At 62.2% G+C, this 26,464-nt stretch carries 24 protein-coding genes; 11 read left to right on the top strand and 13 right to left on the bottom strand.

The genetic code is table 11. From position 1 onward, the window contains the following. Window positions 1-282 precede the first annotated feature (282 nt). Both GH665_RS15645 and GH665_RS15640 read left to right on the top strand, forming a co-directional pair. The gene (locus GH665_RS15645; protein ID WP_120347741.1) at window positions 283-651 is read left to right on the top strand and encodes a c-type cytochrome; all 369 of its coding nucleotides are present in this window, start codon (window positions 283-285) and stop codon (window positions 649-651) included. Window positions 652-710: 59 nt separating this feature from the next. Beyond that, a complete protein-coding gene (locus GH665_RS15640) occupies window positions 711-1,094 on the top strand; it encodes a c-type cytochrome (RefSeq protein WP_028196862.1) in 384 nt (127 codons plus the stop codon). Between the two features lie 129 nt (window positions 1,095-1,223). Here GH665_RS15640 and GH665_RS15635 read toward each other — a convergent pair whose 3' ends face one another. From GH665_RS15635 to rsxB, 3 genes are all read right to left on the bottom strand, one after another. Further along, window positions 1,224-1,658 carry a DUF1841 family protein gene (locus GH665_RS15635; protein WP_153136603.1) on the bottom strand — a complete coding sequence of 145 codons (435 nt, stop codon included), beginning with the start codon at window positions 1,656-1,658 and terminating at the stop codon, window positions 1,224-1,226. Window positions 1,659-1,766: 108 nt separating this feature from the next. Continuing rightward, window positions 1,767-2,411, bottom strand: coding sequence for an endonuclease III (nth, locus tag GH665_RS15630; protein WP_097391796.1), 645 nt, complete (start codon window positions 2,409-2,411; stop codon window positions 1,767-1,769). A 26-nt stretch (window positions 2,412-2,437) separates the two neighbouring features. After that, window positions 2,438-3,274, bottom strand: coding sequence for an electron transport complex subunit RsxB (gene rsxB, locus GH665_RS15625; protein ID WP_153136602.1), 837 nt, complete (start codon window positions 3,272-3,274; stop codon window positions 2,438-2,440). Window positions 3,275-3,504: 230 nt separating this feature from the next. On the opposite strand from rsxB, the gene GH665_RS15620 reads away from it, so the two are divergent. After that, on the top strand, window positions 3,505-4,137 hold the full coding sequence (locus GH665_RS15620; RefSeq protein WP_153136601.1) for a TetR/AcrR family transcriptional regulator: 633 nt from the start codon (window positions 3,505-3,507) through the stop codon (window positions 4,135-4,137). A 104-nt stretch (window positions 4,138-4,241) separates the two neighbouring features. Here GH665_RS15620 and GH665_RS15615 read toward each other — a convergent pair whose 3' ends face one another. Both GH665_RS15615 and GH665_RS15610 read right to left on the bottom strand, forming a co-directional pair. After that, window positions 4,242-5,519, bottom strand: coding sequence for a polyhydroxyalkanoate depolymerase (locus GH665_RS15615; RefSeq protein ID WP_028196867.1), 1,278 nt, complete (start codon window positions 5,517-5,519; stop codon window positions 4,242-4,244). A gap of 179 nt (window positions 5,520-5,698) precedes the next feature. Beyond that, window positions 5,699-7,579 (bottom strand): glycoside hydrolase family 15 protein, encoded by a 1,881-nt coding sequence (locus tag GH665_RS15610; RefSeq protein WP_153136600.1) that lies wholly within the window; start codon window positions 7,577-7,579, stop codon window positions 5,699-5,701. A 240-nt stretch (window positions 7,580-7,819) separates the two neighbouring features. On the opposite strand from GH665_RS15610, the gene GH665_RS15605 reads away from it, so the two are divergent. Further along, entirely contained in the window at window positions 7,820-8,065 is a 246-nt protein-coding gene (locus tag GH665_RS15605) for a hypothetical protein (RefSeq protein ID WP_153136599.1), read from the top strand. Between the two features lie 294 nt (window positions 8,066-8,359). Here the strand turns inward: GH665_RS15605 and GH665_RS15600 are convergent, their stop codons facing one another. Continuing rightward, a complete protein-coding gene (locus GH665_RS15600) occupies window positions 8,360-8,512 on the bottom strand; it encodes a DUF3096 domain-containing protein (protein ID WP_081833067.1) in 153 nt (50 codons plus the stop codon). A 154-nt stretch (window positions 8,513-8,666) separates the two neighbouring features. Between GH665_RS15600 and GH665_RS15595 the strand changes: the two genes are divergently transcribed. Next, entirely contained in the window at window positions 8,667-9,959 is a 1,293-nt protein-coding gene (locus tag GH665_RS15595; RefSeq protein ID WP_174771723.1) for a lactonase family protein, read from the top strand. A 162-nt stretch (window positions 9,960-10,121) separates the two neighbouring features. Here the strand turns inward: GH665_RS15595 and GH665_RS15590 are convergent, their stop codons facing one another. Next, complete coding sequence (locus GH665_RS15590; protein ID WP_153136597.1) at window positions 10,122-13,916, bottom strand: DNA translocase FtsK; 3,795 nt, start codon at window positions 13,914-13,916, stop codon at window positions 10,122-10,124. A 235-nt stretch (window positions 13,917-14,151) separates the two neighbouring features. After that, complete coding sequence (locus GH665_RS15585; protein ID WP_153136596.1) at window positions 14,152-14,691, bottom strand: META domain-containing protein; 540 nt, start codon at window positions 14,689-14,691, stop codon at window positions 14,152-14,154. Window positions 14,692-14,919: 228 nt separating this feature from the next. On the opposite strand from GH665_RS15585, the gene purT reads away from it, so the two are divergent. The 6 genes from purT to GH665_RS15555 all read left to right on the top strand — a co-directional run bounded on the left by purT (window position 14,920) and on the right by GH665_RS15555 (window position 22,305). Further along, window positions 14,920-16,134: a formate-dependent phosphoribosylglycinamide formyltransferase gene (gene purT / locus GH665_RS15580; RefSeq protein ID WP_153136595.1), complete on the top strand. Its 1,215-nt coding sequence runs from the start codon at window positions 14,920-14,922 to the stop codon at window positions 16,132-16,134. 159 nt (window positions 16,135-16,293) lie between these two features. Continuing rightward, window positions 16,294-16,506 carry a DUF6726 family protein gene (locus GH665_RS15575; RefSeq protein ID WP_153136594.1) on the top strand — a complete coding sequence of 71 codons (213 nt, stop codon included), beginning with the start codon at window positions 16,294-16,296 and terminating at the stop codon, window positions 16,504-16,506. Window positions 16,507-16,632: 126 nt separating this feature from the next. After that, a complete protein-coding gene (locus GH665_RS15570) occupies window positions 16,633-17,007 on the top strand; it encodes an MliC family protein (RefSeq protein ID WP_153136593.1) in 375 nt (124 codons plus the stop codon). A 252-nt stretch (window positions 17,008-17,259) separates the two neighbouring features. Continuing rightward, on the top strand, window positions 17,260-18,912 hold the full coding sequence (locus tag GH665_RS15565; RefSeq protein WP_153136592.1) for an acetolactate synthase large subunit: 1,653 nt from the start codon (window positions 17,260-17,262) through the stop codon (window positions 18,910-18,912). Between the two features lie 99 nt (window positions 18,913-19,011). After that, the gene (locus GH665_RS15560; protein ID WP_153136591.1) at window positions 19,012-20,448 is read left to right on the top strand and encodes an aldehyde dehydrogenase family protein; all 1,437 of its coding nucleotides are present in this window, start codon (window positions 19,012-19,014) and stop codon (window positions 20,446-20,448) included. A gap of 366 nt (window positions 20,449-20,814) precedes the next feature. Continuing rightward, the gene (locus tag GH665_RS15555) at window positions 20,815-22,305 is read left to right on the top strand and encodes a DEAD/DEAH box helicase (RefSeq protein ID WP_153136590.1); all 1,491 of its coding nucleotides are present in this window, start codon (window positions 20,815-20,817) and stop codon (window positions 22,303-22,305) included. A 92-nt stretch (window positions 22,306-22,397) separates the two neighbouring features. On the opposite strand, the gene GH665_RS15550 is transcribed toward GH665_RS15555, so the two are convergent. The 5 genes from GH665_RS15550 to GH665_RS15530 form a co-directional block, all read right to left on the bottom strand. Further along, window positions 22,398-23,018 carry a hypothetical protein gene (locus GH665_RS15550; RefSeq protein ID WP_153136589.1) on the bottom strand — a complete coding sequence of 207 codons (621 nt, stop codon included), beginning with the start codon at window positions 23,016-23,018 and terminating at the stop codon, window positions 22,398-22,400. After that, window positions 22,999-23,745, bottom strand: coding sequence for a hypothetical protein (locus tag GH665_RS15545; protein WP_153136588.1), 747 nt, complete (start codon window positions 23,743-23,745; stop codon window positions 22,999-23,001). The genes GH665_RS15550 and GH665_RS15545 overlap by 20 nt, the downstream gene beginning before the upstream one ends. Before the next feature lie 2 nt (window positions 23,746-23,747). Then, a complete protein-coding gene (locus GH665_RS15540) occupies window positions 23,748-24,206 on the bottom strand; it encodes a hypothetical protein (RefSeq protein WP_153136587.1) in 459 nt (152 codons plus the stop codon). A 299-nt stretch (window positions 24,207-24,505) separates the two neighbouring features. After that, window positions 24,506-25,393, bottom strand: coding sequence for a tRNA glutamyl-Q(34) synthetase GluQRS (gene gluQRS / locus GH665_RS15535; RefSeq protein WP_153136586.1), 888 nt, complete (start codon window positions 25,391-25,393; stop codon window positions 24,506-24,508). Window positions 25,394-25,439: 46 nt separating this feature from the next. Then, the gene (locus GH665_RS15530; protein ID WP_153136585.1) at window positions 25,440-26,303 is read right to left on the bottom strand and encodes a sulfurtransferase; all 864 of its coding nucleotides are present in this window, start codon (window positions 26,301-26,303) and stop codon (window positions 25,440-25,442) included. Window positions 26,304-26,464: the final 161 nt, after the last annotated feature.

Below are 26,464 nucleotides of genomic sequence, written 5' to 3'. Positions count from 1 at the left end.
GGTGGGTGGCCGTGCCGGGTGTCGGGGCAGATTGGGCAAGACTGGCCGGATCGCGGCGGTCGGCACCCAGGCCGTGCGGATCGGGCGCGGCGGAGCAGAAAAGGCGCTAGCCGTGGCTTTGCGGCGCCCGGATGCGCCGCTGGCCCTGCCCGGTGGACGTTCGGCGCGACGTCGCGGTACAATTAGCCCGATTTTTTTGGCCTGCGTGGCTACCCATAAGAATAACGGCGCGGGCCGTTGCCTTTTCGGGCGCCCGTTTCCCCTCAAGCCAGGTTACATGCTATGAATAAATTCGTTGGCAAACACGTCGTGATCGCAGCGCTGTCGGTGCTCGCGGGCTATGCGGCCAGTGCGCAGGCAGCGGATGTCGTCGGCAACGCGAAGGCGGGCCAAGGCAAGGTCGCGATGTGTATTGGTTGCCACGGCATTCCTGAATACCGCACGGCTTACCCTGAGGTCTACCGCGTGCCCAAGCTCGGCGGCCAGAATCAGGCGTACCTCGAGAACGCCATGCATGGCTACAAGAAGGGCGACCGCCACTTCGAAACGATGCACGCGATCACCGCGTCGCTTTCGGATCAGGACATCGCCGACATCGCTGCCTACTACGCAGCGCAAAATGCCTCTTCGAAAAACAATCCCGACAAGTGATCGGCTGCGCTCATCCATCTGGTCACTCGGCTATTTATATTCGCGGGATAGGAGAATTCATGAATAAGCCCCAACAGGCACTCCACACGGTGTTCAAGGCTGCATGCGCGTCGGCGGCAGTTATCGGTCTGGTTGCAGCGAACGTCGCGTACGCCGCTGACGCCGGCAACGGCAAGGTGCTGGCGGACAGCCACAACTGCGCGGCTTGCCACGGCGTCAACCTGAACAAGCCGGTGAGCCCGGAGTATCCGAAGCTCGCCGGTCAGCACGCCGATTACGTCTACTGGGCGCTGCGCCAGTATCAGATGGGCAACGGCAACCCGCACCTCGGTCGCAACAATCCGATCATGCAGGCGCAAGTGCAGAGCCTGTCGCAAAGCGACATGAAAGACATCGCGGCCTACGTCGAATCGCTGAACGGCGATCTGGTGCAGAAGAAGTAACAGCGTCGCGCTGTTTTTGCATGGCTTGCAGATTGAACGACACCCCGCTTCGGCGGGGTGTTTGCTTTTAGGGCGGACGTAGGGTGGCGGTTGCGGGCGGCGTGTGACGGTTGAGCCCGCCAGGGCGCTTCAGTCCTTCGTGGCGCGTCGCTCGATACGCTGCAAGTAGGCGTCTGTGTCCGGCGGGGCGCCGGTGCGCTGTGCTTCCCAGATGGTTTCGCCGAGACAGTCCATGATCGCGTGCTGTGCCTCATGGGTCGAACCGAGACGGGCGGCGAGCCGCTCATGCGCCGCGCGGATGCCCGGCGGCTGGTCGATCGACAATTGCTCGGTGATCGCCAGGTGCATCGACAGATGCAGGAACGGGTTGGTCTGGCCGCGTTCAGGCGAATAGTCCTGGGCCTGGGCGGCTTCCGTATGGGTCAGATCGGCGTGAAATTCCGGATGCTCGACGATCCAGTCGGCAGCGATGGCTTCGAGCGGCGTCAGAATCTCGCCTTGACGCTGTTTGCGCCAGGTGTCGGTGAAAAATTGACGGACTTCGTCGCGGCTGGGATTGAACATCGTGGGAACGGTGCGGTTAGGGTGGAGCTGGGTGTGGGGCGCGTCAGACATGCGTGCAGGGCGTTATTTTACGCCGTGGCCACATAGCTTGCTGGCGGCGCGCCGCCCTCAAAGATCCGGCGGTGGCGTCTTGGGCCGGAACTCGCACAGCGGCTCGATCACGCAATGCCAGCATTCCGGCCGGCGCGCTTTGCATACGTAGCGGCCGTGCAGAATCAGCCAATGGTGGGCATCCTGCTTGAACTCGGCGGGGGTGAATTTCTCCAGCGCCGCTTCGACCGCGCGCACGTCTTTGCCGGGCGCGAGCCCGGTTCGATTCGCAACCCGAAAGATATGCGTATCGACGGCGATGGTCGGATGACCGAACGCCGTATTCAGGATCACGTTCGCCGTTTTGCGCCCAACCCCCGGCAAGCTTTCGAGCGCCTCGCGATCTTCCGGCACTTCGCCGCCGTACTGGTCGAGCAGAATGCGGCAGGTTGCGATCACATTCTTCGCCTTGGTCCGATACAGGCCAATCGTCCTGATGTAGCCGGCCACCCCTTCTTCGCCGAGATCGAACACCTTCTGCGGCGTGTTCGCGACCGGGAACATCTTGCGCATCGCCTTGTTCACCGAGACGTCGGTGGCCTGCGCCGAAAGCAGGACGGCAATCAGCAGTTCGAACGGTGTGGTGTATTCGAGTTCGGTTGTGGGATGCGGGTTGAGACTCTGAAGCGTCTCGTAGATGGCGCGGCGTTTGTTCGCGTTCATGCGCGGCGTAAGGGCAGAGGTGAGGGTTAGCGCTTCGTTGGCGGAGTATCTGTACTGCTCGCGGTGTTGTCCGCAGCGAGTCCGAGACGATGGCGGCGTGCTTCGGCGGCGTCGATCTGCGCCTGCACGTCGGCGCTGACGCGCTCCGTATTTTGCGGACCCAGACCCTTGGCAGCCAACTCTTCTTTCTTCTGACGCGCCCGTTCGAGAGCCGCCTGGATGATCGCGCGTTTTTTCGCGTCGGCGTCTTCAGCGGCGGGTGCCGTGGGCGTTGCGGTGGCGCCGGTTTGCATGACTTGAGCCGGTGCGCCACTGACGGCTCGCCGCGCTGCAGCACGCGCTTCGGCCGCTTCACGCTCGCGTGCGAGACGCGCTTCACGCCGGTTGTGGCGCTCGCGCGCGGCGTCGGCCTGCGCCTCGCTCCATGCGTCCCAGCCTGTTGCTTCATCGGTGACCGGCGGCATTGCGATGCAATCGACCGGGCAGGGAGGCGCGCACAGGTCGCAACCGGTGCAGAGTTCGGCGATTACCGTATGCATCTGTTTCGGTGCGCCAACTATTGCATCGACCGGACAGGCCTGCATGCACAGCGTGCAGCCGATGCACACCTGTTCGTCGATAACCGCCAAAGGACGCGGCCGTTCGACGCCGTTGGCGGAATTGAGCGGAATCACCGGTTGGCCGAGCAGTGCGGCAAGGCGGGCGACGCCCTCGGCGCCTCCCGGTGGGCACTGGTTGTAGCTGGCTTCGCCCTTGGCGACGGCCTCGGCATACGGACGGCATGCCGGATAGCCGCACTTGGTGCATTGCGTTTGGGGGAGCAGATCCTCAATGCGGTCTGCGAGTGTTTTGGAGTTGATCACGGTCACAACGTTGGTGCTTGCCTTGCGGCCGCGGAGCTTGAACTAAATAGCACATTATCGCCGATTTCCCCAATTGCCATCCGCAATCCATGTGCCATAATCGAAGCGCTTTTTCGAAAGACCGCATAAGGGTGTTCCCCCAACCAGCCCGTTCAGTGCTGTCGGTGCAAGGCCCGAGGAGAGGCCGGCGGCGCGATCCGGATAACGCGGCTCACGAAGACGATGCCACCATGAATCAGCCGAAAATCAAAAGAGATCCTGAAGGCACGCGGCGCCGCATTCTGCTTGCGGCGGCCGAAGAGTTTGCAAATGGAGGGTTGTTCGGCGCGCGGGTCGATCAGATCGCCCGCCGTGCGGAGACGAATGAACGCATGCTCTATTACTACTTCGGTAGCAAGGAGCAGCTTTTCACTGCGGTACTCGAGCACGCATTCAGCGCGCTCAATGAAGCAGAACGAACGCTCGAACTGAACGGTGTCGCACCGGTCGAGGCGGTGACACGTCTCGCGCATTTTGTTTGGGATTACTACCGCGATCATCCCGAGTTACTGCGTCTCATCAACAACGAGAATCTGCATGAGGCACGCTACATGCAGAAGTCGACGCGCATCCGCGAAATGATCTCGCCGATCGTCGCCACGCTCGGCGGCATTCTCGAGCGGGGTCAACGTGCGGGGCTGTTTCGCACCAACGTCGATCCGTTGCGCTTTTACGTGACGCTGTCCGGCATGGGTTACTACATCGTGTCGAACCGCTTCACGCTCGAAGCGACACTCGGCCGTGATTTCAGCAGTGCGAGCGAACGTAGCGAACTCATCCAGATGAACACCGAGTTGCTGCTTGCGTATCTGTTGCGGAAGTAAACGGCGCGGCTCTGCCCGAACGGCGTAAGACGGATCATGCGCAGTGCCAGAAACGACAACGGCCTCTGAAAAGAGGCCGTTGTTTATCTTCGTGCGTGCGCTGCTCAGGCTTCGACTTTTTCCTTCGCTACCTTCGGCGCCTTGTTGTGCTCGAGGATGAAGTCGCGCAACTGCGGATAGATGATGGTGCGCCAGCGGCGGCCCGAGAAAATGCCGTAGTGGCCGCATTTTTCCGCGGTGAAGTGACGCTTGTTCGCCTCTGGAATACCGCTGCACAGGCCTTGCGCGGCGAACGTCTGACCGTCGCCGGAAATATCGTCCAGCTCGCCTTCGATGGTGAAGAGCGCGGTCTTGGTGATGTCCTGCGGACGCACCCGTTCGCCCGCGACGTCCCACGTGCCTTCGGCCAGACGGAATTCCTGGAACACCACGCGGATCGTGTCGAGGTAATAGTCCGCATCCATGTCGAGTACCGCGTTGTACTCGTCATAGAAACGGCGATGGGCTTCCGCATCGTCTTCGTCGCCGCGCAACAGGCTCTGGTAATAGTCCCAGTGCGAGGCCGCGTGCCGCTCCGGATTCATCGCGACGAAACCGGTGTGTTGCAGGAAGCCCGGGTAAACCTTGCGGCCCACGCCCGGATAGTTCGGCGGCACCGTGAAGATCACGTTGTTTTCGAACCATTCGTACGAGTGCTGCGTGGCGAGCGAGTTGACCGAGGTCGGGCTCTTACGCGCGTCGATCGGGCCGCCCATCATGGTCATGGTGCGCGGCGTGTCTTCGCCGCGGCTCGCCATCAGCGAAATGGCGGCGAGCACCGGGACGGTAGGCTGGCAAACCGAGATCACGTGCAGATTCTTCGCGCCGATGTGGCGGATGAATTCCTGGATGTAAGCGACGTAATCGTCGAGATGAAACTCGCCTTCTTCGAGCGGCACCATGCGTGCGTCGATCCAGTCGGTCAGGTAGACCTTGTGGTCTTGCAGCAACGTGCGCACGGTATCGCGCAGCAGCGTGGCGTGGTGGCCTGACAACGGTGCGCACACCAGCACGACAGGCTCATCTTTCAATTGGGTAACAGCGTCGCTGTCGTCTGCGAAACGCTTGAAGCGCATCAGGCGGCAAAACGGTTTCTCGATGATCGTTTGTTCGATGATCGGAATGTTGTGACCGTCTTTGACAATCTGATGAAGGTTGAACTCAGGCTTTTCGTAATCTTTGCCAAGCCGATAGAGCAGTTCGTATCCGGCGGAGAGGCGGGTGGCACCGGGCACATAGGCCAATGGGCTGGCGGGATTCGCGAACGATTTCGACGCGGCCTGAGCCCAGGCGGTGAGGGGGCTCAACATCGCCCGCTGGAATTCGTGCAGTTGGTAGAGCATGGGTGCTCCGTTTAAGCGGTTCGCATGGGGCTTGGCAAACACGCATGTGGCGTTGCGGCAGGCCGTACTGGTTGTGGGCACATTGATTTTCGGCCAACAGTCTGCTCGATCATACTGAACAAAGCGTACTTGTGCAATGCAGCAATTTGCGCGTGGGCTGCGCACAAACTGTCATTGAATCATGGTACTGGCGATGCTGCCGCGCCGCTATCGGGGGTTGCCGCAGCCTCAAGTTCTGCAGCCATGCTGCCGTTATGCGGTGGCTGTCCGGTTGCCTGCGCCATTTCCTGTTCGTGCTTCATCAGGTTCAGGCCGGTGTGGACCAGCGCGACGTGCGAAAACGCCTGTGGGAAGTTGCCGACCAGACGCTTCGCAGCGGGATCGTACTCTTCCGCGAGCAGACCGACGTCATTGCAGAGCGCGAGCAGCCGTTCGTACATCGCGATGGCTTCGTCCATGCGGCCTTGCAAGGCCAGGTTGTCCACCATCCAGAACGAGCACGCGAGGAATGTGCCTTCGCCCGGCGGCAGGCCGTCGTCGAATTCCGTGGTGCGGTAGCGCATCACGAAGCCGTCGTGCATCAGATCCTTTTCGATCGCGGCTACCGTACCTTTGATGCGCGGATCCTCAGGCCGGAGGAAGCCGACCAGCGGCATCAACAGGACGCTCGCATCGAGCTGGTCGCTGCCGTAAGACTGCGAGAACGCGTTGAGCGCCGGATTCCATGCCTTTGCGCAGACTTCCGCGTGAATGGTCGCGCGGGTGGCGCGCCATTCATTGAGAGGGCCTTCCAGCTTGAACATTTCGGCCGACCGGATGGCGCGGTCGTAAGCGACCCACGCCATCACCTTCGAGAAGGTGAAGTGCTGACGGCCGCCGCGGGTTTCCCAGATGCCTTCGTCCGGCTCTTGCCAGATCGTGTCGAGATGGCCGAGCAATGCGCGCTGCACGTTCCATGCGGTGTCGTCCGCCTGCAGGCCGCCGACGCGCGCGAGATGCAGCGCGTTCATCACTTCGCCGTAAACGTCGAGCTGACGCTGCCCGACCGCGTTGTTGCCGATCCGCACCGGCTTGGCATCCTGATAACCCGGCAACCAGTCGATTTCGAATTCGGGCAGGCGCCGCTCGCCGGCGATGCCGTACATGATCTGCAACTGATCGGGCGCGCCGGCCATCACGCGGCCGAGCCAGCTGCGCCACGCGCGGGCTTCGTCGTAGTAGCCGCCGCGCATCATCGCGAGCAGCGTGATGGTGGCGTCGCGCAGCCAGCAATAACGGTAGTCCCAGTTGCGCGTGCCGCCCAACTGCTCCGGAAGCGACGTGGTGGGCGCGGCAACGATGCCGCCGGTCGGCTCATAGGCGAGTGCCTTCAGCGTAATCAGCGAGCGGCGGATGGGCTCGGCCCATCTGCCTTCAACCGTGCTGCGCGCCGACCATTCGAGCCAGTGGTTCTCGGTGCGGGCGAGCGACGTGTGCGGATCGCGGCTCGGCGGAATGCGCAGATGCGAGGCCGCATAGGCCAGCGAAAACGGCACGCGCTCGCCTTCACTCACGGTGAATTCCGCGACGGTCTTCATGTTCTCGCCGCGCAGTTCAACTGGGGTGCGCAGCACCGCGGTGTCTGGTCCGACGATGGCCTTGATGCCGCTGTCGTGCGTCAGCCGATCGACCCACGGAATCGAAAAACCGTAGTCGAAGCGCAGCACCAGTTCCATCTGCATGCGCACCGTGCCGCGTTTGCCGACCACGATCCGCACCATCTCCGACCAGCCGTTGCCCGGCGGCATGAAATCGATCAGCGTCACCGCACCCTCGGCTGTTTCGAAGTCGGTTTCGAGGATGAGCGTTTCGCCGCGATAACGGCGCGTGATCGTGGGCGGCGTATCCGAAACCGGCGAAATCAGCCAGCGGCCGTTGTCGGGGGTGCCGAGCAGGGCGGCGAAGCAGGCGCCGGAGTCGAAGCGCGGCCAGCATAGCCAGTCGACGGACCCCTCCCGGGAGACGAGCGCGGCCGTGTGGCCGTCGCCGATAAGCGCGTAGTCTTCGATGAGTGCGGGCATGGGCAACGTGTCAGTTTTACGCGAGGCGGGGTCGCCGTGCGTGGGGTCGGTTTGCAAGCGTTGTTTTTTACCGGACTCGCGCAATGCGTTTTGGTTCAGCTCGCAATGCGGCAAAACGCGGGTTGGTAATTGTCAAATCACTGCCTACAATCATTTTTCATGCCGATGCGCGGAGCTCTCCGGATCATGCCTCGGCCCTGTCCATGACGTATGCCGATACCGTCTTCGAGGACCCAAGCGATGCTGAACCCGTCGAAATCCGATTGCATCACGATTCTCTCCGCCGCCAGCGAACTGGCCGACGATTCGATGCTGCCGCTCGAACACGGCCGGCTGGGCCTGAGCCGCAACGGCATGCTGACTGCGGCGCATTTTCTGATCGAACGGGCCTGCTTCCGCCGCCATCAGGAGGGTGACGGACATTATGCCGTCGGCGGGTTGTCGCTGCAGGGACGTTTGCGGCTCGACCAGCTTTCGAACGGCTGATCGTCCGCTTCACGGGCTTGAACCGCGCGGCTGTCTTGCATCCGGCACGCCGCGGGTCGAGGGAATCTGTCGAGCGCGCATTGCTTTGCCGCACCGTTTCACCGCGCCAATTGTTGCGCTGCCGCAGCCGTCAATCCACGTGCCACGCATGCCACCGTCCAAGCCGGCATCCGGTGCGTGCGAGGCGTCGCCGGGCCGGCACTGCGCCCGGTTTTGCCTCTTTGTGCGTCCTTGTTGGCCCCTTGTGGGTCCCTTTCCGCCGATCTTGCCGACCGTCCGGCTGCCTGCGTTCGTCTAGAAGTGCGACGAGCCCACGCCGAAAATCCCAATGATGCCGATGATGATCAGGTAGAGCGCAACAATGAAGTTCAACAGGCGCGGCATGACGAGGATCAGAATGCCGGCGATCAGCGAAACAAGCGGGCCCAGGCTGAGTGTGACGTTCATGAAAGCTCCGTAGTGTGATGGGGGTGAGATTCACTGCATGATCCGACGCAACGCTTTTATACTTGCCTCGATAAAATAATTCGACCCATTGCGCGGCAGACCAGAGACACCGTTACAACCGAATCCACCCGATAACCGATGTCCAGGAGGTCCTATGCTTCGTCGTCACCGTGCCGCAGTGCGTGCCGTTTCAAGCTCTTCTTTGCCTTCTGCTCAATCCACCTCATGGCGCGGCGCCCGGCCAGTTCCATTGCGCTCCGCCCGCTCGATAATAAAAGGTTTCGTGCTCATGGTCTCGATTGTTGCTTCGCATGCGTTTGCGCAAGATTCTGGCCCGGTCCCCGCCGACGGCGTCTATGACATGCTGGTCGGCACTTACACCGGCGGCAAGAGCGAGGGCCTGTACGTCTATCGCTTCGACACCAAGACAGGCGAAGCGACCCGCGTGTCGGTCGCGCAGACCGTCAATCCGTCGTATCTCGTGGTCACTCCTGACCGGCGCTTCGTCTATGCAGTCAACGAGTTGCCCGGCGACAACGGTCCGGCTACGCAGCGCGGCGGCATCAGCGCGTTTCGCTTCGATGCCGCGAGCGGCCAGTTGACCTTTCTCAACAAGGTTTCGTCGGACGGTAATGACCCGTGCTATCTGAAGCTGTCGCCGGACGGCAAATATCTGCTGACCGCGAACTACTCGGTGGCGGCCGATCCGGGCGGCAGTTTCGCGGTGTTTCCGTTGCAGGCGGATGGCCAGGTCGGCGCGTCGGTGCTCACGGTACACCATGAAGGCGGCGGTCCGGTAAAAGGACGTCAGGACAACTCGCACGTTCACTCCACCGTGTTCTCGCCGGACGGTCACTATCTGTTCGCGCAGGACCTGGGTGCCGACAAGCTGTATTCGTACCGTTACACGCCGGACGGCAGCCGCGGCCTGTTCGGTCCGACCGAATGGCGCTACACCCAGGAGAAAGCCGGCACGGGCCCGCGCCATCTGGTGTTCGGCGCGGACGGCAAGCATGCCTATCTGACGAGCGAGCTGGCCGGCACGGTCAGCACTTTCAACTACGACGACGGCAGGCTCACGCAGGTGCAAACCATCCCGCTGGCCGAGCCGGGCTTCAAGGGCGCGGTAGGCGCCGCGGCGATTCATCTTTCGCCGGACGGGCGTTTCCTGTACGCCACCAATCGCGGCGATGCGAACGATATCGTGATCTTCTCCGTCGATCCGGCCAATGGTCATCTGAAGAAGATCGGCCACCAGTCGAGCCTCGGCAAGTCGCCGCGCGAATTCGCGATCGATCCGACCGGCAACTGGCTGATCGTCGGCAATCAGAACAGCGATACGGTGGTGGTGTTCAGGCGCGACCCGCAGACCGGTTTGCTCGAAGCGAACCCGAAGCAGTTCGAGCTGGGTTCGCCGGTGGACTTCAAGCTGGTGTCGCCGTCGTGAGTGTCGGTCGGGCGCGCGGCATGAACGGGTGTCGGCATTCGTGCGCTGCATGACCTGAACATGCTGGCCGTATAAGACAACGGGCCGCTCAGTGAACTGAGCGGCCCGTTTTTTCAGCTGGTTCGGATTGGCACTTGCCGGTTTTACATACGCATTTGCGTGTTATTCCGCCGGTCCCGGCGCGAGCACTTCGCGGCTGCCGTTGATGCCCATGGCCGACACCAGACCCGCGGTCTCCATCTGTTCGACCAGACGCGCCGCGCGGTTATAGCCGATGCGCAACTGCCGCTGCACCGACGAGATCGACGCGCGCCGCGTACGCACCACGAAGGCGACGGCTTCGTCGTACAGCGGATCGGCTTCGGCCTCCGGCGCATCGCCGAACAGGTCCTGCGACGCGCCTTCGGTCGCCGGGCCGTCGAGAATGCCTTCTTCGTATTGCGGCTCGCCGAACTGTTTCAGATACTCGACGATCCGATGCACTTCCTCGTCGGCGACGAATGCGCCGTGCACACGCTGCGGGTAACCCGTGCCCGGCGGCAGGAACAGCATATCGCCCTGGCCGAGCAGCGATTCGGCGCCCATCTGATCGAGGATCGTGCGGGAGTCGATTTTCGACGACACCTGGAACGCCACGCGCGTCGGAATGTTCGCCTTGATGAGGCCGGTGATTACGTCTACTGACGGACGCTGCGTCGCCAGAATCAGGTGGATGCCGGCGGCGCGCGCTTTCTGCGCGAGACGCGCGATCAGCTCTTCGATCTTCTTGCCCGCCACCATCATCAGGTCGGCCAGCTCGTCGATCACGACGACGATCAGCGGCAGCGGCGCGAGCGGCTCGGGTGCTTCCGGCGTCAGCGAGAACGGGTTGCCGAGCTTTTTGCCCTTGGCTTCCGTATCGCGGATCTTCTGATTGAAGCCGGCCAGATTGCGCACGCCAACCGCGGACATCAGCCGGTAGCGTTTTTCCATTTCACCGACACACCAGTTCAGTGCGTTGGCCGCCAGCTTCATATCGGTGACGACCGGCGCAAGCAGGTGCGGAATGCCTTCGTACACTGACAGTTCCAGCATCTTCGGGTCGATCATGATGAGCCGCACTTCTTCAGGCGTCGCCTTGTAAAGCAGCGAGCAGATCATGGCGTTGATCGCCACGGACTTGCCCGAGCCCGTCGTACCGGCGACCAGCATGTGCGGCGCTTTCGCCAGATCGGCGACCACCGGATGCCCGGTGATGTCCTTGCCCATCGCCAGCGTCAATTGCGAGTGCGAGTTCTGGTAGACGTTGGCTTCGAGGATTTCGGACAGGCGGATCGTCTGCCGCTTGGCGTTCGGTAACTCAAGACCCATGCAGGTCTTGCCGGGAATCGTCTCGACTACGCGGATCGACGTGAGACCGAGGCCGCGCGACAAGTCCTTCATCAGGCCGACGATCTGACTGCCGCGCACGCCGAGCGCCGGCTCGATCTCGAAGCGCGTAATGACAGGCCCGGCCGAGTGACCGACCACCGTCACCGGCACCTTGAATTCCTGCAGACGCTGCTCGATCAGCAGGCCGGTTTCGATGAGTTTTTCTTCTGAAACAGGCTCGACGTCGGTGTCGGCGCGCGCGAGCAGATCGAGCGTCGGCAACTCGACCATCGACGCCGCCGGCGCACGAAATTCGAAGCCGTTGGCCGGGGTGTGGCCGCGCAGCGGGGTGCGCTGGACTGCGGGATCGGTAGGCTCGGCAAGCTCAGCGGGTTCGGTCGACGGTTCGGTTGCGAAGTGGGGCGCTGAGGGAGCGACAGGAACGGCCGGGGCTGGCGGAGCTGCGGGGATATTCGGTGCGCTCTGTGCGCTTTGTACGCTCTGTGCATAAGCCAGCCCGTTGGCGGCTTCGTCGACGATGGTGGCGGAGCTCGCCGGCGTGGCCTCGCCCGTGAAGCCGGGGAAGCGAACCACGTTTGACGCGTGCGAAGCTATGCCTTGCGGCTGGACGCTCGCCGTGGAGGGCGAAGCGTCTGACGCGTCCGAGGCGTTCGACGAGTTCACATCGTCGGAAAGGTTTGAGCTATCCGGTAGGGCAGGGGTGTCCGTCGTTTCTGCTTCGACCGGTGCGGCCGCTTCGTTCGCGCTTGGGACGTGCCATGGCGGGGTGGCGTGATGCATCGACACGACCTCGGCCGGCGCGACAGCCTCGATCCTGGCCTCCCAAGGCGCCAGCGGTTTATCGATGACGACTTCGGCGATTGGCGCGGGCGGCGCGGCGTGGTCGGGCGTCGGCTCTTCTTCGAGGGGCGGCGGCACGTCCGCTTGCGCGCTGCTTGTGTGCAATTGCGCAGCGAAGGTTTGAAACGGCGTTGCGGTGCTCGCCGGCGCAGCATGTTGCATGGCTGGCGGCGGTGACGCTGTTTGCGCGTTCGCCTGCGTTTGCACCTGCGCCGATGTCGGTGCCGTCGATGCCAACGGCGCCTGAATGATCGGCGGCTCAATCGGCCATTGCACGACGGGCTCGGTGTCGTCCGCGATCGGCGTCTCGGATGCCGCTTCAATCCGTGTCGTTTCGACCGGTGGTTGCATCGGCGGCAGGTTCGGCGCAGCCTCGGCTACCTCCTGCAAAGGTACATCCACGCCCGGTGCCGCGCCCACTTCAGCTTCGCTTGCACGTGGCGAAGCCACGCCAGATTGCACAGCTTCGACCGATGGTTCGGCGCTCAACGGATCCGTTGTGACCAGCGTGTTTTCCCCGCCGCTGCTGCGCGCGAGGCTGACGCCGGCGATGTCAGTCCAGCGCGCGGCGTTTTCCGCGATGCTACGAAGCGTTTCCTGGACGCTGGCAGGCGGCGTGACTTTCTGCGCGGCGGGCATCGGCCGTGTATAGCTGGGCGCTGGCGTACCGAGCGAAGCCGGACGCCGCGTGGGTTGAGCCGGCGTGATGCTGGCGTTCGTGCGCGGAGCGGGTGCGAACGGCGGTGGGGCCGCCGTGGAGCGACTTCCTTGAGATATGTCGGCCGCTCTACCTTGAGTCGCCGACGGCCGACCCGCGCCGGCCGAAGTGCTCGGCGTCGGACCGGATGACAAACCGGACGACGAACTGGCGGCCGAGCCGGTCGCCAGCCGCGCGGCCGCCATGGTATGCAACGCCGAAGCCGCCGAAGCCGCAGCGGGCGCGCGTGGCGTCGTTGCGGACTCACGCAACCATCCGCTCGGCGCGACCGGCTCGGCCGGTGTCCACGCGGCCTTGTCCGCTTTTAACGGGTGCGTCTGTACCGGCGTTTGCGTTTGCATCGGCAAGGGCCGCGGCGTCTGGCGCGGCGGCGTCCCGACGTCCGTCCGTAGCACCGGCTCTGCCTGCGCCGTCTGGCTGCGCGTCTTCATCGCGCCGACGCGCCAGCTTGCCGCCGTGCCGCGCGCCGTTGCGTCTTTAGCCGTTGCCGCCCCCGCAGTGGCACCGCGGCCACCCGCCGGCGGCCGCCAGACTGTCGGACGCGCATAACGTCCGTTGCTTTTAGGCGCCATCGTATTGGTGGCCGGCGAGACGTGCGACGGCAAACCGTCATCGACACTGCGATGGCGGCGCGCTTCCTCGTCGCGTTTGGCGAGGCCGCGTGACAGCCCGAGGCCGAATGCCCCATCGGCCCACACGGCGACATCGCGCCAGCGGAAGTCGATCAGCCAGGGCAAGCTGATCGCGAGCAGGGCGAGTGCCGCGAGCGGCGTGCCGATATGCCCGAGCAGATGTCCGAAGGCCGCCGCCAGCGCGTGGCCGAAACCATTCACGCCGGCCGTGCCGATCAGCGACGCCTCCAGCGTGCAACTCGCCAGCATCACGCAGACGAAGCCGAGCCAGAGGCGGATCGTGCCGGGGCCGCGCAAACCTGCGCCGCCTGGCAGCGCCGACTTCACGAGACGCCACAAAAGAGGAATGAACCAGACGGCTGACCCGCCGAACCAGCCGAAAACTACCGTGTGCATACTAGACATCAGCGAATGACGGACCCGCAAAAACGCAATCCGTCGAGTTTAACTGGCGAAGCCCGATGCTTCGAAGGCAAACGCAAGTATGCTTGCGTCGAATGGGAAGGCAGACCGGTGCGCGGCCTGCCGTCGGTGAAAAACAACGGCCGCTACCGGGCCCGACGCGCGCCATGCGGACAGCATCGGTTGTGACGCCGCATCCGTTGAATCCATTCAGCGGCCCGTGGATGCGTCATTTGGCGCTACTGCTGAACGTGAGCGTGTCGCCGTTATCGAGTATGAGCTGCATCTGCTGCGGCGCGCGCATCTGTACGCCGGTGCGCTCGATGTGCTGCAGCGCATTGAGATACGGGCCTTCGATCTGTCCGCCCGGCGTCGCGCACGCCATGCGCGTGCCGCCCAGCGTGCCGAAGCTCAGCTTGCCGTCTTTCAGCGCATACGAGCCCATGTAGCGGTTGCAGCCGGAAAAGCCGCTGGCGTGGCGCAGGCCTTTGGCGGTTGAGAGCACGAGCGTGATCGGTGCGCCCTGATCGGCGGACGGAATCTCACGTGCCGTGCCGTCAGCCTGTTTCCAGCCGGTGAGTACCCAACTGGTGTCGTCCAGCAACTGGGTGGCGGCCGGGTTGAACGGATCGGGCGGTGCCGCTTCCGAATCGGGATGCTTCGGCATGGCGCACGCGCTGCATAGCGCGGCGACGCTCAACGCGGCGATGACCGAGCGCGCGTACGGGATGAAGCGCGCAACACGTCGCGGGGAGGCGCTTTGGGGCATGGCGTCGTTCCTCTTCAAACTGGCGAAGGCGTAAGGGTAACGCACTAAGCTCGCCGCACGCGAGCGCAACGGCGTGAGCGGGCTTAAACACGTGCGCAGCAGCCTTTCTGCGCGCCCTGCGCACAAATGGCCACGCGGACCCGGCGAGCAAGGCGCGGCGCGGGGTGCGCATGTTAACATCGTGTTCTACCTATTCCCACCCTCATCCGACTTTTATCTGGAGACCTCATGCAGATCGGCCAACGGATCGGCACACCTCTTTCTGAATCCGCCACGCGCGTCATGCTGCTCGGCGCCGGCGAACTCGGCAAGGAAGTGATCATCGCGCTGCAACGGCTGGGCGTCGAAGTGATCGCCGTCGACCGTTATCCGAATGCGCCGGGTCATCAGGTCGCGCATCGCTCGCACATGATCGACATGACCGACCGCGCCGCGTTGCGCGCGCTGGTGGAGCAGGAGCGCCCGCACCTGATCGTCCCCGAGATCGAGGCGATCGCAACGGACGCACTCGCCGCCATCGAAACCGACGGCCTCGCCGAAGTGATTCCGACCGCGCGCGCCACGCAACTCACCATGAACCGTGAAGGCATCCGCCGTCTGGCTGCTGAGGAACTCGGCCTGCCGACCTCGCCGTACGCGTTCGCCGATTCGCTTGAGGAACTGCGCGCGGGCATTGCCAAGGTCGGCTATCCGTGCGTCGTGAAGCCGGTGATGTCGTCGTCCGGCAAGGGCCAGTCGGTGCTGAAGAGCGACGCGGATGTCGAACCCGCCTGGCAATATGCGATGGCGGGTGGCCGCGTGAATCACGGCCGGGTGATCGTCGAGGGCTTTATCGACTTCGAATACGAAATCACGCAACTGACCGTGCGCGCGATCGATCCGGCGAGCGGCGCAGTCAGCACGTATTTCTGCGATCCGATCGGTCACGTGCAGGTGGCGGGCGACTACGTCGAATCGTGGCAGCCCCAGTCGATGAGCCCGCTTGCGCTGGAACGTTCGCGCGAAGTGGCGCACAAGGTGACTGCGGCATTGGGCGGCAGGGGCCTGTTCGGCGTGGAACTTTTCGTGCGCGGCGATGACGTATGGTTTTCGGAAGTCAGTCCGCGTCCGCACGATACCGGTCTGGTCACGCTGTGCTCGCAACGCTTCTCGGAGTTCGAACTGCATGCGCGCGCGATTCTCGGCTTGCCGGTGGATACGTCGCTGCGGGCACCGGGCGCGTCGGCGGTGATTTACGGCGGTCTGGACGAAACGGCGATCGCTTTCGAAGGTGTTGCCGCGGCATTGGCTGTACCGAATGCGGATCTGCGTCTGTTCGGCAAACCGGAGAGTTTCGTCAAGCGCCGGATGGGTGTGGCGCTCGCCACTGGCGAAACGGTCGACGAAGCCCGCGCGCGGGCGAAACAGGCTGCGGCGGCGGTGCGGCCCGTTTCCACGAAGTAAGGGGCGTCGAAGCGCGTTGCGGGTCTGAGTTGCAACGTATCGAGGTGCCGTGCAAATGAAGTGAAGTACCGTGAAGTGCTGTGAAGTACTGCGCGCGCCGGACAAGACTTGCCGCGCGCGCAGCCTGATTCATCGAAGTTCGTTGAAGTAGAGGTACGTATGGCCCTGGAGTCCCGCAAGAACATGCGGTCTGGAGCGCTCGGCCGTCTCGGCGCACTGGGTGTGATACTCGCGCTCTGTGCCGGCGTGACGGGGTGCGGCCTTGCCGCTGCGCCGTGCCGGGTGGCGTCGGCTGGGTTGAAGATCGTGCCGCTGGTTGGACACGTCGCCGCCGCGCCGACCGATGCCTGCGCCGGTGTGATCGATCCCTAAGCGGTTCGCAGCGGTTTCACGATAGCTTCGCGAGCGATCATCCGGTGGCGCAGCCCAACTGCAACAGCGGATGCAAACCAGGGCACGCCGCTCGTGCTCGATGTGCAACAACGATCGAGGCATCTCATGAAGAAATGGCTTGTTGCAGTTGCTACGGCAGCGGGTCTTGCGGCGTTGTACGGTAATGCATGGGCCGTGCCATTGCATCTCTCCGAGATTCAGGCCAAGAGCCGCCAGACGCACAAATACACCTGCGCGACCGGCAAGATTCTGCAGGTGACCTACTGGAACACGGCGAACGGCCAGAGCTTCGCGCTCGTGCCTGTGAAAGGTCAGCAGCTGCTGTTCGTCAATACAATCTCGGCCTCCGGCGCGAAGTACCAGGCCGGCAGCTACACCTGGTGGACCAAGGGCCCGCGCGCCGACCTGTACGACGCGACGGACGGCGAAAACGCTCCGCCGATGCTGTCCGACTGCATCACCACCAATCTCAATCGCTGAGCATGATGCGGCGGCTCTCTTCAACCACGCCGCCTGCCTTGCCTGACGTTTGTCTCCGCCTTGCGGCGCTGCCCGCCTGCGCGCATCCTTTCCGTTCGAGTAGTAAGCTGTCCGGCGTGGCATCCGCTGTGCCGGCCTGCCATGCCGCGTGCCGCTCGCGTCGCGCCGGCTGTCGTCGTCTTCGATCGTCCGATACCGGACCCCAACGGGCGGGCTCAGAGCCCGCGTCCGTTTCATCAAGCGAGACCCTCCATGAAAGCATCGGACCTGTTCGTCAAATCGCTGGAAGCCGAAGGTGTCGAGTACGTGTTCGGCATTCCCGGTGAAGAAAATCTCGATCTGCTCGAATCGCTGCGCCGCTCGAAAATTCGTCTGATTCTTACGCGTCACGAACAGGCGGCCGGTTTCATGGCCGCCACGTATGGACGCCTCACCGGACGCACCGGCGTGTGTCTGGCCACCCTGGGGCCGGGCGCGACCAACTTCGTGACCGCCGCCGCGTACGCGCAGTTAGGCGGTATGCCGATGCTGATGGTGACCGGGCAAAAGCCAATCAAGTCGAGCAAGCAGGGGCATTTTCAGATCGTCGACGTGGTGCGGATGATGGAGCCGCTCACCAAGTACACGCGGCAGATCGTATCGATCGGCAACATTCCGGCCGCGGTGCGCGAGGCGGTTCGTCAGGCAGAAGAAGAACGGCCCGGCGCCACGCACCTCGAATTGCCGGAAGACGTCGCGCACGAAGAGGGCGACGGCCATCCGATTCCGAAGAGCTTCAGCCGCCGTCCCGTCGCCGAAGAAAAGGCCGTGGCGCGCGCGGTGGAGGCGATCACGAAGGCGAAGCATCCCTTGCTGATGATCGGCGCGGGTGGCAACCGCAAGACCACCACCAAGATGTTGCGGGAATTCGTCGACCAGATCGGCATTCCGTTCTTTACGACGCAGATGGGCAAGGGCGTGATCGACGAATCACATCCGATGTGGCTCGGCAACGCGACCTTGTCCGACGGCGACTTCGTACACCGCGCGATCGACCACGCGGATTGCATCATCAATGTCGGTCACGATGTGATCGAAAAGCCGCCATTCTTCATGCGCAGCGGCGAAGCGGGCGAGAAGACGGTGATTCACGTCAACTTTCTCGGCGCGGAAGTCGATACGGTGTATTTTCCGCAGATCGAAGTGGTGGGCGACATCGCCAACGCCGTGTGGCAACTCAAGGAAAGTCTCAAGGAGCGGCAGGAGCATTGGGACTTCACGCGCTTCAAGGAGATCAAGCAGCATTTCGAAGCGCATCTGGTCAAAGGCCAGCTCGACGACCGGTTCCCGATGTACCCGGTGCGAATCGTCAACGACGTCTACGAAACCACGCCGGTAGACGGCATCGTGTGTCTGGACAACGGGATGTACAAGATCTGGTTCGCGCGCTACTACCGTGCGCACGAACCGAATTCGCTGCTGCTCGATAACGCGCTGGCGTCGATGGGCGCCGGCTTGCCCTCGGCGATCGCAACCAAGATCGTGCACCCGGACCGCAAGGTCATGGCGGTGTGTGGCGATGGCGGTTTCATGATGAATTCGCAGGAACTGGAAACGGCCGTGCGTCTGCGGCTCGATCTGGTGATCCTGATTTTGCGCGACGACGCGTTCGGCATGATCCGCTGGAAGCAGGAAAACATGAACTTCCCGGACTACGGCATGACGCTGAGCAACCCCGATTTCGTTGCGTATGCGGAGAGTTACGGCGCGAAGGGGCATCGCATTGAGTCGGCTGCGGAATTCGCGCCGCTGCTGCGCGAGTGTTTCGCGACCCCGGGTGTGCATGTGATCGATCTGCCGATTGACTACTCGGACAACGAGCGTGTGCTGAATCGCGAGATCAAGCGGCTTTCCGCGCAACTGTGAGCGGAACAGCGATGGGCGGAGCGGCCATGGGCGGCAACGGGGCATAGCCCTTGCTGGCTGCATGGCTGATGTCAGGCATCGAATCAAGGAGAGCGCGTCATGTTGAACAAGACTTACCCGTACTACCTCGCTAACGTTGCGGTGGCCGCCAACACCGATCTCGAAGTCACGGATAAATTCAGCGGCGAAGTGGCGACCCGTGTGGCGATGGCGGACGCGGCGGCGATCGACAAAGCAATCGGCTATGCCGTCGACGCGATGCCGGCGCTGCGTGCGTTTCCGCCGTTCAAGCGCCAGGCCGTGCTCGAACATTGTGTGAAGCGGTTCCGCGAGCGTTACGACGAATTGGCGCTCGCGCTGTGTATCGAAGCGGGCAAGCCGATCAACGACTCGAAAGGCGAGGTCACGCGTCTGATCGATACGTTCAAGGTGGCGGCTGAAGAATCGGTGCGCATTGATGGCGAGATCATCAATCTGGAGATTTCGCCGCGCGCGAAGGGGTATCACGGCTATGTGAAGCGGGTGCCGATCGGTCCGTGCTCGTTTATCTCGCCGTTCAATTTTCCGCTGAACTTGACCGCGCACAAGGTCGCGCCGGCGATCGCGGCGGGCGTGCCGTTCGTGTTGAAGCCGGCGAGCCGCACGCCGGTCGGTGCGCTCATCATGGGCGAGATTCTGGCCGAGACAGACCTGCCGAAAGGCGCGTTCTCGATTCTTCCGGCGCATCGCGACGGTGCAGATCTGTTCACCACCGACGAGCGTTTCAAGCTGCTGTCCTTCACCGGCTCGCCCGCGGTGGGTTGGGAGCTGAAGAAAAAGGCTGGCAAGAAAAAGGTGATTCTGGAACTGGGCGGCAACGCGGCGGCGATCGTCGACGGCGATCAGGGCGGCAAGCTCGACTACGTGGTCGACCGGCTGGCGTTCGGCGCGTTCTATCAGTCGGGGCAGAGTTGTATCGGCGTGCAGCGGATTCTGGTGCACGCGAAGATTTACGACGCGCTGCGCGAGAAACTGATCGCGAAGACCAAATCGCTTGTCATGGGCGATCCGAAGGACGAAAAGACCTTTGTCGGGCCGATGATCTCCGAATCGGAGTCCAACCGGCTTGCCGGCTGGATGGAAAGCGCGGTGCAGGCGGGCGCGAAGATTGTCGCCGGCGGCAAGGTGGACGGTGCGATGTTCGAGGCCACGCTGCTCGAAGACGTGAAGCGCGATAGCGATCTTTATCGCAAGGAAGCCTTCGGCCCGGTGGCGATTCTGGAGCGTTTCGACGATTTCGATGCCGCGCTGGCCACCGTCAACGACAGCGACTTCGGTCTGCAGGCGGGCGTGTTCACCGATTCGCTCGCCCACGCGCATCGCGCGTGGGATCTGCTCGACGTGGGCGGCGTGGTGATCAACGACGTGCCGTCGTTCCGGGTCGACAACATGCCGTATGGCGGCGTCAAAGACTCCGGACTCGGGCGCGAGGGGGTGCGCTACGCGATCGAGGACATGACCGAGATGCGCCTGATGGTAATGCGCGAGACGTGGTAATGGGGTGCGTTCGCTGTCACGCAACTGTCGCGTAGGCGAACTACGCTGCCAGCGAGGCGCGCGGGCGCGCCGAGATGTCAGGTGCGTTTCAGGACGTGACGCTGCCGCCCGCGCCGGACCGCAGTCGGCCGGCTTTCGCCGCCGTAAGCAGAAAGCCGGCAGATGCGCCATGAGTGTTTTTGCTGAAGTGCTACAATACCGGCCTTTCCGGCGGGTGTTTCCGCCGGCCGGAGCCGGCCGCATTTTTCCCGTAACACCGACGGGTCCCGTGCGGAACGCCGTGGCTCCGCCTTCATCCTGATGCCCTCTGCGGTTCCGGCCGCTGCCGCGCGCACCGCGCCAAGCGCATTTTTAGCGAAAGCCACCATGTCCGACACAGCCGTCACGCCCAGCACTGCGACTTTTGATCAATTCGGTCTCGCGCCCGACATTCTGAAAGCCGTCAAGGAATCGGGCTACACCATTCCTACGCCGATCCAGGCGCAGGCGATTCCTGTCGTGCTGGCCGGCCGTGACGTCATGGGCGCCGCCCAAACCGGCACGGGCAAAACGGCCAGCTTCTCGCTGCCGATCATCCAGCGCTTGCTGCCGCAGGCCAGCACGAGCGCATCGCCCGCCCGCCATCCGGTGCGCGCGCTGATCCTTACGCCGACTCGCGAACTGGCCGACCAGGTGGCGGCGAACGTGCAGTCGTACGCGAAGCACACGGCGCTGCGCAGCGCCGTGGTGTTCGGCGGGGTCGACATGAATCCTCAATCCGAGCAGTTGCGCCGTGGTGTCGAAATTCTGATCGCCACGCCGGGCCGTCTGCTCGACCACGTGCAACAGAAAACCGCCAATCTCGGCCAGGTGCAGATCCTCGTGCTCGACGAAGCCGACCGGATGCTCGATATGGGCTTCCTGCCGGATTTGCAGCGCATCCTGAACCTGCTGCCGAAGGAACGTCAGACGCTGCTGTTTTCGGCCACGTTCTCGGGCGAAATCAAGAAGCTTGCCGCTACCTATCTGCGCGACCCGCAAACGATCGAAGTCGCGCGTAGCAATTCGACCGCGACCAATGTGACGCAGATCGTTTATGAGGTTGCCGAAGGCGACAAGACTGCTGCTGTCGTTAAGCTGATTCGCGACCGCGGCCTCAAGCAGGTGATCGTGTTCTGTAACAGCAAGATCGGCGCGAGCCGCCTCGCGCGGAGTCTGGAGCGCGACGGTGTGGTTGCCACGGCGATTCACGGTGACCGTTCGCAGAATGAGCGGATGCAGGCCCTGGATGCGTTCAAGCGTGGCGAGATCGAGGCTTTGGTGGCGACGGATGTTGCTGCGCGTGGGTTGGATATTGCCGAACTGCCTGCTGTTATTAATTTCGATCTGCCGTTTAATGCGGAAGATTATGTGCACCGGATTGGGCGCACGGGGCGTGCTGGGGCTTCGGGTGATGCTTTGTCGTTGTGTAGCCCGAATGAGCGCAAGCAGCTTGCCGATATCGAGAAGCTGATCAAGCGGCCTTTGGATGTGCAACGTTTGGTCGTGGATGCGCCGGTGCGGCATCACCATGAAGAGCGTGCGCCGCGGCGTGAACGCGTCGATGGCCGTGCAGAGGGCCGCGAGGAGCGGGGTGGTCGCCGACGTCCGGGCGCTTCGTCTTCGGGTTCGTTCGACCGGCCGCATCATCATCGGGCGCAGCCTGTGGATGATTTTTTCCTCAAGCCTTATGAGCCTTCGGCGGCTTCTGTGAGGAAGGGGGAGGAGGCTGCGGCTTCTGCATCTGCTGCTGCTCCGCAGAAGTCTTCTTCTAAACAGCCGTTGGCTGCGTTGCTGGGTGGGTTTGGGATGCCGAGGAAGAGCACGTCTTCGTCGTAAATCGCTATGCTGTACAGGATCCGTCGTCAAGAATGTGCCTTGTTTTTGATGTTGTGGCCTACGGACGAAAGGCTCGTAAGAGCCTTTCGTGCCTATGAGTTCTTTCGCGTAGGCCGGAATGCCAGGACATTAAAAGCGATGCAGGCTACCAATGCGAAAGAGCCTAACCAATACATGCCGGATAAGGGGGTGCCTGGCACGAAAGATAGCAGTGCGATGGCCAGCGTGATGCCGCCACCCGCCTTGAGCGCCATGACCCGACGTGTGTCTATTGGTTTATCAACTGGGCGGAAGCCCCAAAGCCTCGATCCGCTGCCATTCGCATCGAACCATTGATTGGATGCCGGTCGCCGAAGGGCGATCACCGCGCCGAAACGGAGAAACGCGGTAAGCGTAATGAGCGCTGCCGGAAGTGGCCCTGCCGCCTTTAGCCATTCGAGATTCACCTTTGTCCAGACAAGAGTGGTCGCAGCTATAAGAATAAGTAGATCACGTGCCCAACGTCGCCCCGAATGACAAAAATAGACGGCGAGTAGATTTGCAATCACGCTAACGCATATCGCGGTGTAGCCAATTATCGTAGTTTTAGGGTCGAGCAGTTTCAGCCACTCCACGTATGTTTCGCACAGGAACGCGAGTGAAAAGCTGACGAGCGCCGCTTTTATCGAGATTGGTGTTTTCACAAACGGCACACTAGAACTTTGTGTTTTCACAATAGTCCATCCAGCTGGTCCAGTCACTCACCTGTTGCATGTCTCCAAGATATTTGCAGTAGTTCTTTTTATATTCTGCTTCGTTTACCGGGGTGAGGCTTCCGGGTACTGGAGATCCGTACGGGCTAACCCCGGCGCCTCCTACGACCTGTTTGTTGCTCATGCATATAAAGAGTCCTTTGTTGATGATTACTTCATCGTACGTTGCCAGGCGGTACCCAGTCCCATCAATGAAAGTGGACCAATAGAGGGACGAACTCGCTGTTGAAACGGGAGGGGCCAGGTTCAGCGGGACGATACGCATCCAGGTAGTGAGCGATTTGACGTACGGCGTGAAGATCGCTTGCAAGTCAGCGGAAAGTACCAGTGCCGATAGGCCGATGGCCGCTGCAGGGCCGATCTCCGTGAGTACTAGTACATTCAAAGCTACCGTTGTTGAGGCGCTGACCAACGTTAGCACGTCACCTACTTGAACTTTCTTGTTGGGATCCTTCCAGTCCATCGTGATCTTTACAAGTGCTGACGTTGCAACAAGGAGATTTGTCTCTATCCGGATCGGTTGCAATATTTTTGTGACGTTTGATACGGCCACAATTAATGTCGAGCCATTTAATATTAATGACAGCGAGTCCGACGGGGTTTGCAGCGCTGAGAGTATGGCTTGATATGTGCTCATCACATTCGAACCATTTTCAACTATCTGGACCACTATTTCTGTATTCGCCATTTTTACTCTACCCTCGATGCGTTGTCCCACGGCACGATAATATTCACGACGTCACTGACGGAAGGGGAAGTTCTTGGGTCATTTCGGATCAGATACCGATAATAGGGTTGGGTGTTGGTATTGCGGGGTTTATAGGCGGGTTGTGCGATGAACGAATTGTTTTCGGTTAGAGTGACCGGTAAAACGTCCACTATCTGGCTGAAGGCGCGGTCTGTCGCTATCTGGACGCTTGCAGAGATGTCGCTTTTCCGGTCATCGAGATTGATGATTCGCACCCAGAAAACCCAAGCGCCGTCCTCGCGCTTAAGTGCGGTCGCACCATTTGTGAGTCGATAGCCGTGGAGTTGGGTGAGTGTTGCGGGAGGTGTCACGGGCGCAGCCTGGGTGAAGGTCGCGGCCCCGATGCCGGTAACAAATATGGAAAATGCACCGCTGCGCAGGAAAGCACGTCGATTGGTCATAGTTTGTGAAGGATGCCTAATCAGTGTGTTGGCGATATTGTTGTCGCAACACCGAGCGTAGGGCGACGGGAAAGGACCTCGAAATCAGAGAGCTCTGAAAATTGCGTGGGCGATAGTCGCCATCAACGCGTAGGCAGACCGCTCGCGCATGCGATATGTCACCCGCGCTTGAAGCGAGTGCCTCGACTGCCCGCGATTGCATTGCGGGCATGATTGCGTGTAGCGCTGGGGCTGCCTCCGGCGCCAACGTGACAGGTCGGCTCGCAGTTGGGGACGGGCTGAGCGCTTTGCGATGTTCATCACATGTCTTTGCGACTCATGCGGTGCGCCCATGCTGCCGTTGCAGCAGCATGGAAATTCTCCAGCGAAGAGGGCTCCGCGCAGTCCAATTCCAGGCCTAGGTGTTTTGCTGCGGCAATCAGCGTGTCGAGCGGCCTCTCATTCCCCAGCGCGGTTGCGCCGTTCTGCTTGCTGAGCTTTTCGCCCTGATCGTTCGTGACCACAGGGACGTGCAAATACGATGGCGTCGGTACGCCAAGGCAGTGCTGCAGGTAAATCTGGCGGGCCGTTGAGTCCATCAGGTCCGCGCCTCGCACGATGTGCGTCATACCCGCGTCCGTATCGTCGACCACCACCGCCAGTTGGTACGCCCACTGGTCGTCGGCGCGCTTCAGGACGAAATCGCCGACCTCGGTAGCCAGATTCTGTGTCTGCTTGCCCTGCCAGCGATCTTCGAATGTAATCACCGCCGCGTCGCCGTCAGGTACGCGCAGGCGCCATGCGCGTGCCGGTTTGCCGTGCAGGCCGCTGCGGCAGGTGCCGGGGTAGGCGAGCGTGGTGTTGCGCGCGTGCGCATGCAGCAGCGAATCCGCGATTTCTTTGCGCGTACAGCCGCAGGGATAGACGAGGCCGGCAGCCTGCAATTGCTCGAGCGCCTCCTGATAGCGCGCAATACGATGGCTTTGCCAGACAGGCGGCTCGTCGGCGCGCATGCCGAAACGTTCGAGGGTCGACAGAATGTCCTCGGCCGCGCCTGGGACAGTGCGAGGTCCGTCAATGTCTTCGATCCGCACAAGCCACGCACCGCCATGCGCGCGCGCGTCCAGCCAGCTTGCAAGCGCGCTCACCAGGGAGCCGAAGTGCAGAGGTCCGGTAGGCGACGGCGCGAAGCGTCCACGATAGGTCATGGGTTGGATGGGCCTCGCCGCGATCGCGCGAAGGCGCTCGCGCTTATCACGCGACGCGTGCCGCCTTGCTGTCCGGATGGCATTCCGGACATGTCTTGCCTGCCACGTACATTGGCGATTTTTGCGCTTCGGGCGTTACCACCGCGCGGCAGCCGAAGCATTGCGCGGTCGCGGTCGGCTCCAGTTGCGGATTGAGCGCGGTGCGGTAGTCGAAAACAAAGCAGTCGCCGTGATAGTGCGCGCCGCCGACTTCCTCGAAATACTTCAGGATGCCGCCTTCGAGTTGGTACACGTTCTCGATGCCGACTTCCTTCATGTGGATCGCAGCCTTCTCACAGCGAATCCCGCCCGTGCAGAACGACACCACCGTCTTGCCTTCCAGATCGGCGCGGTTTTGCTCGATCACTTCCGGAAATTCGCTGAATTTCGTAATGCGGTAGTCGAGCGCGTCGTCAAAGGTGCCGACGTCCACTTCGAATGCGTTGCGTGTGTCGAGCATGACGACGGGGCGGCCCTCGTCGTCATGGCCACGGTCGAGCCAGCTTTTCAGCGTGGGCGCGTCGACGAACGGCGCGCGGCCCAGTTCCGGCCGGATTGCCGGCTTTTTCATCGTGATGATTTCGCGCTTGAGCTTGACCAGCATGCGGGTGAACGGCTGCTTGTCAGACAGGCTTTCCTTGAACTGCAGATTGACGAACTTGCCTCCGAATAGCGCGTCGTGACGGATGTAGTCGATGAACGCGTCTGTGGCTTCGCGAGTGCCGGCGACGAACAGGTTGATGCCTTCCGGCGCCAGCAGCACGGTGCCGCGCAAGCCGAGCGTATTGCAGCGCTCGGTGACGTGCGGGCGCCATGCGGCGGTGTCTTCGATAGTCGCGAAATGATACGCGGCGAGATTGACGATACTCATGTTTGTCCAGCGGTAAGAAGTGCCCGGCGGCGCGGAAAATGGGGCGCATTGGGATGCCCGCATTCAGCCTCCCTGTGGCGGGCCACGTCGAATAGGCGAAACCCGTATTATCCCTCAAGCTGGCTATTCGTCCGACTCGGCCGAATGGCCAGCCCGTTGCG

It is taken from the genome of Paraburkholderia agricolaris, assembly GCF_009455635.1.
Classification (GTDB): Bacteria; Pseudomonadota; Gammaproteobacteria; order Burkholderiales; family Burkholderiaceae; genus Paraburkholderia; species Paraburkholderia agricolaris.
This window is presented reverse-complemented; position numbering and strand designations above follow the sequence as displayed.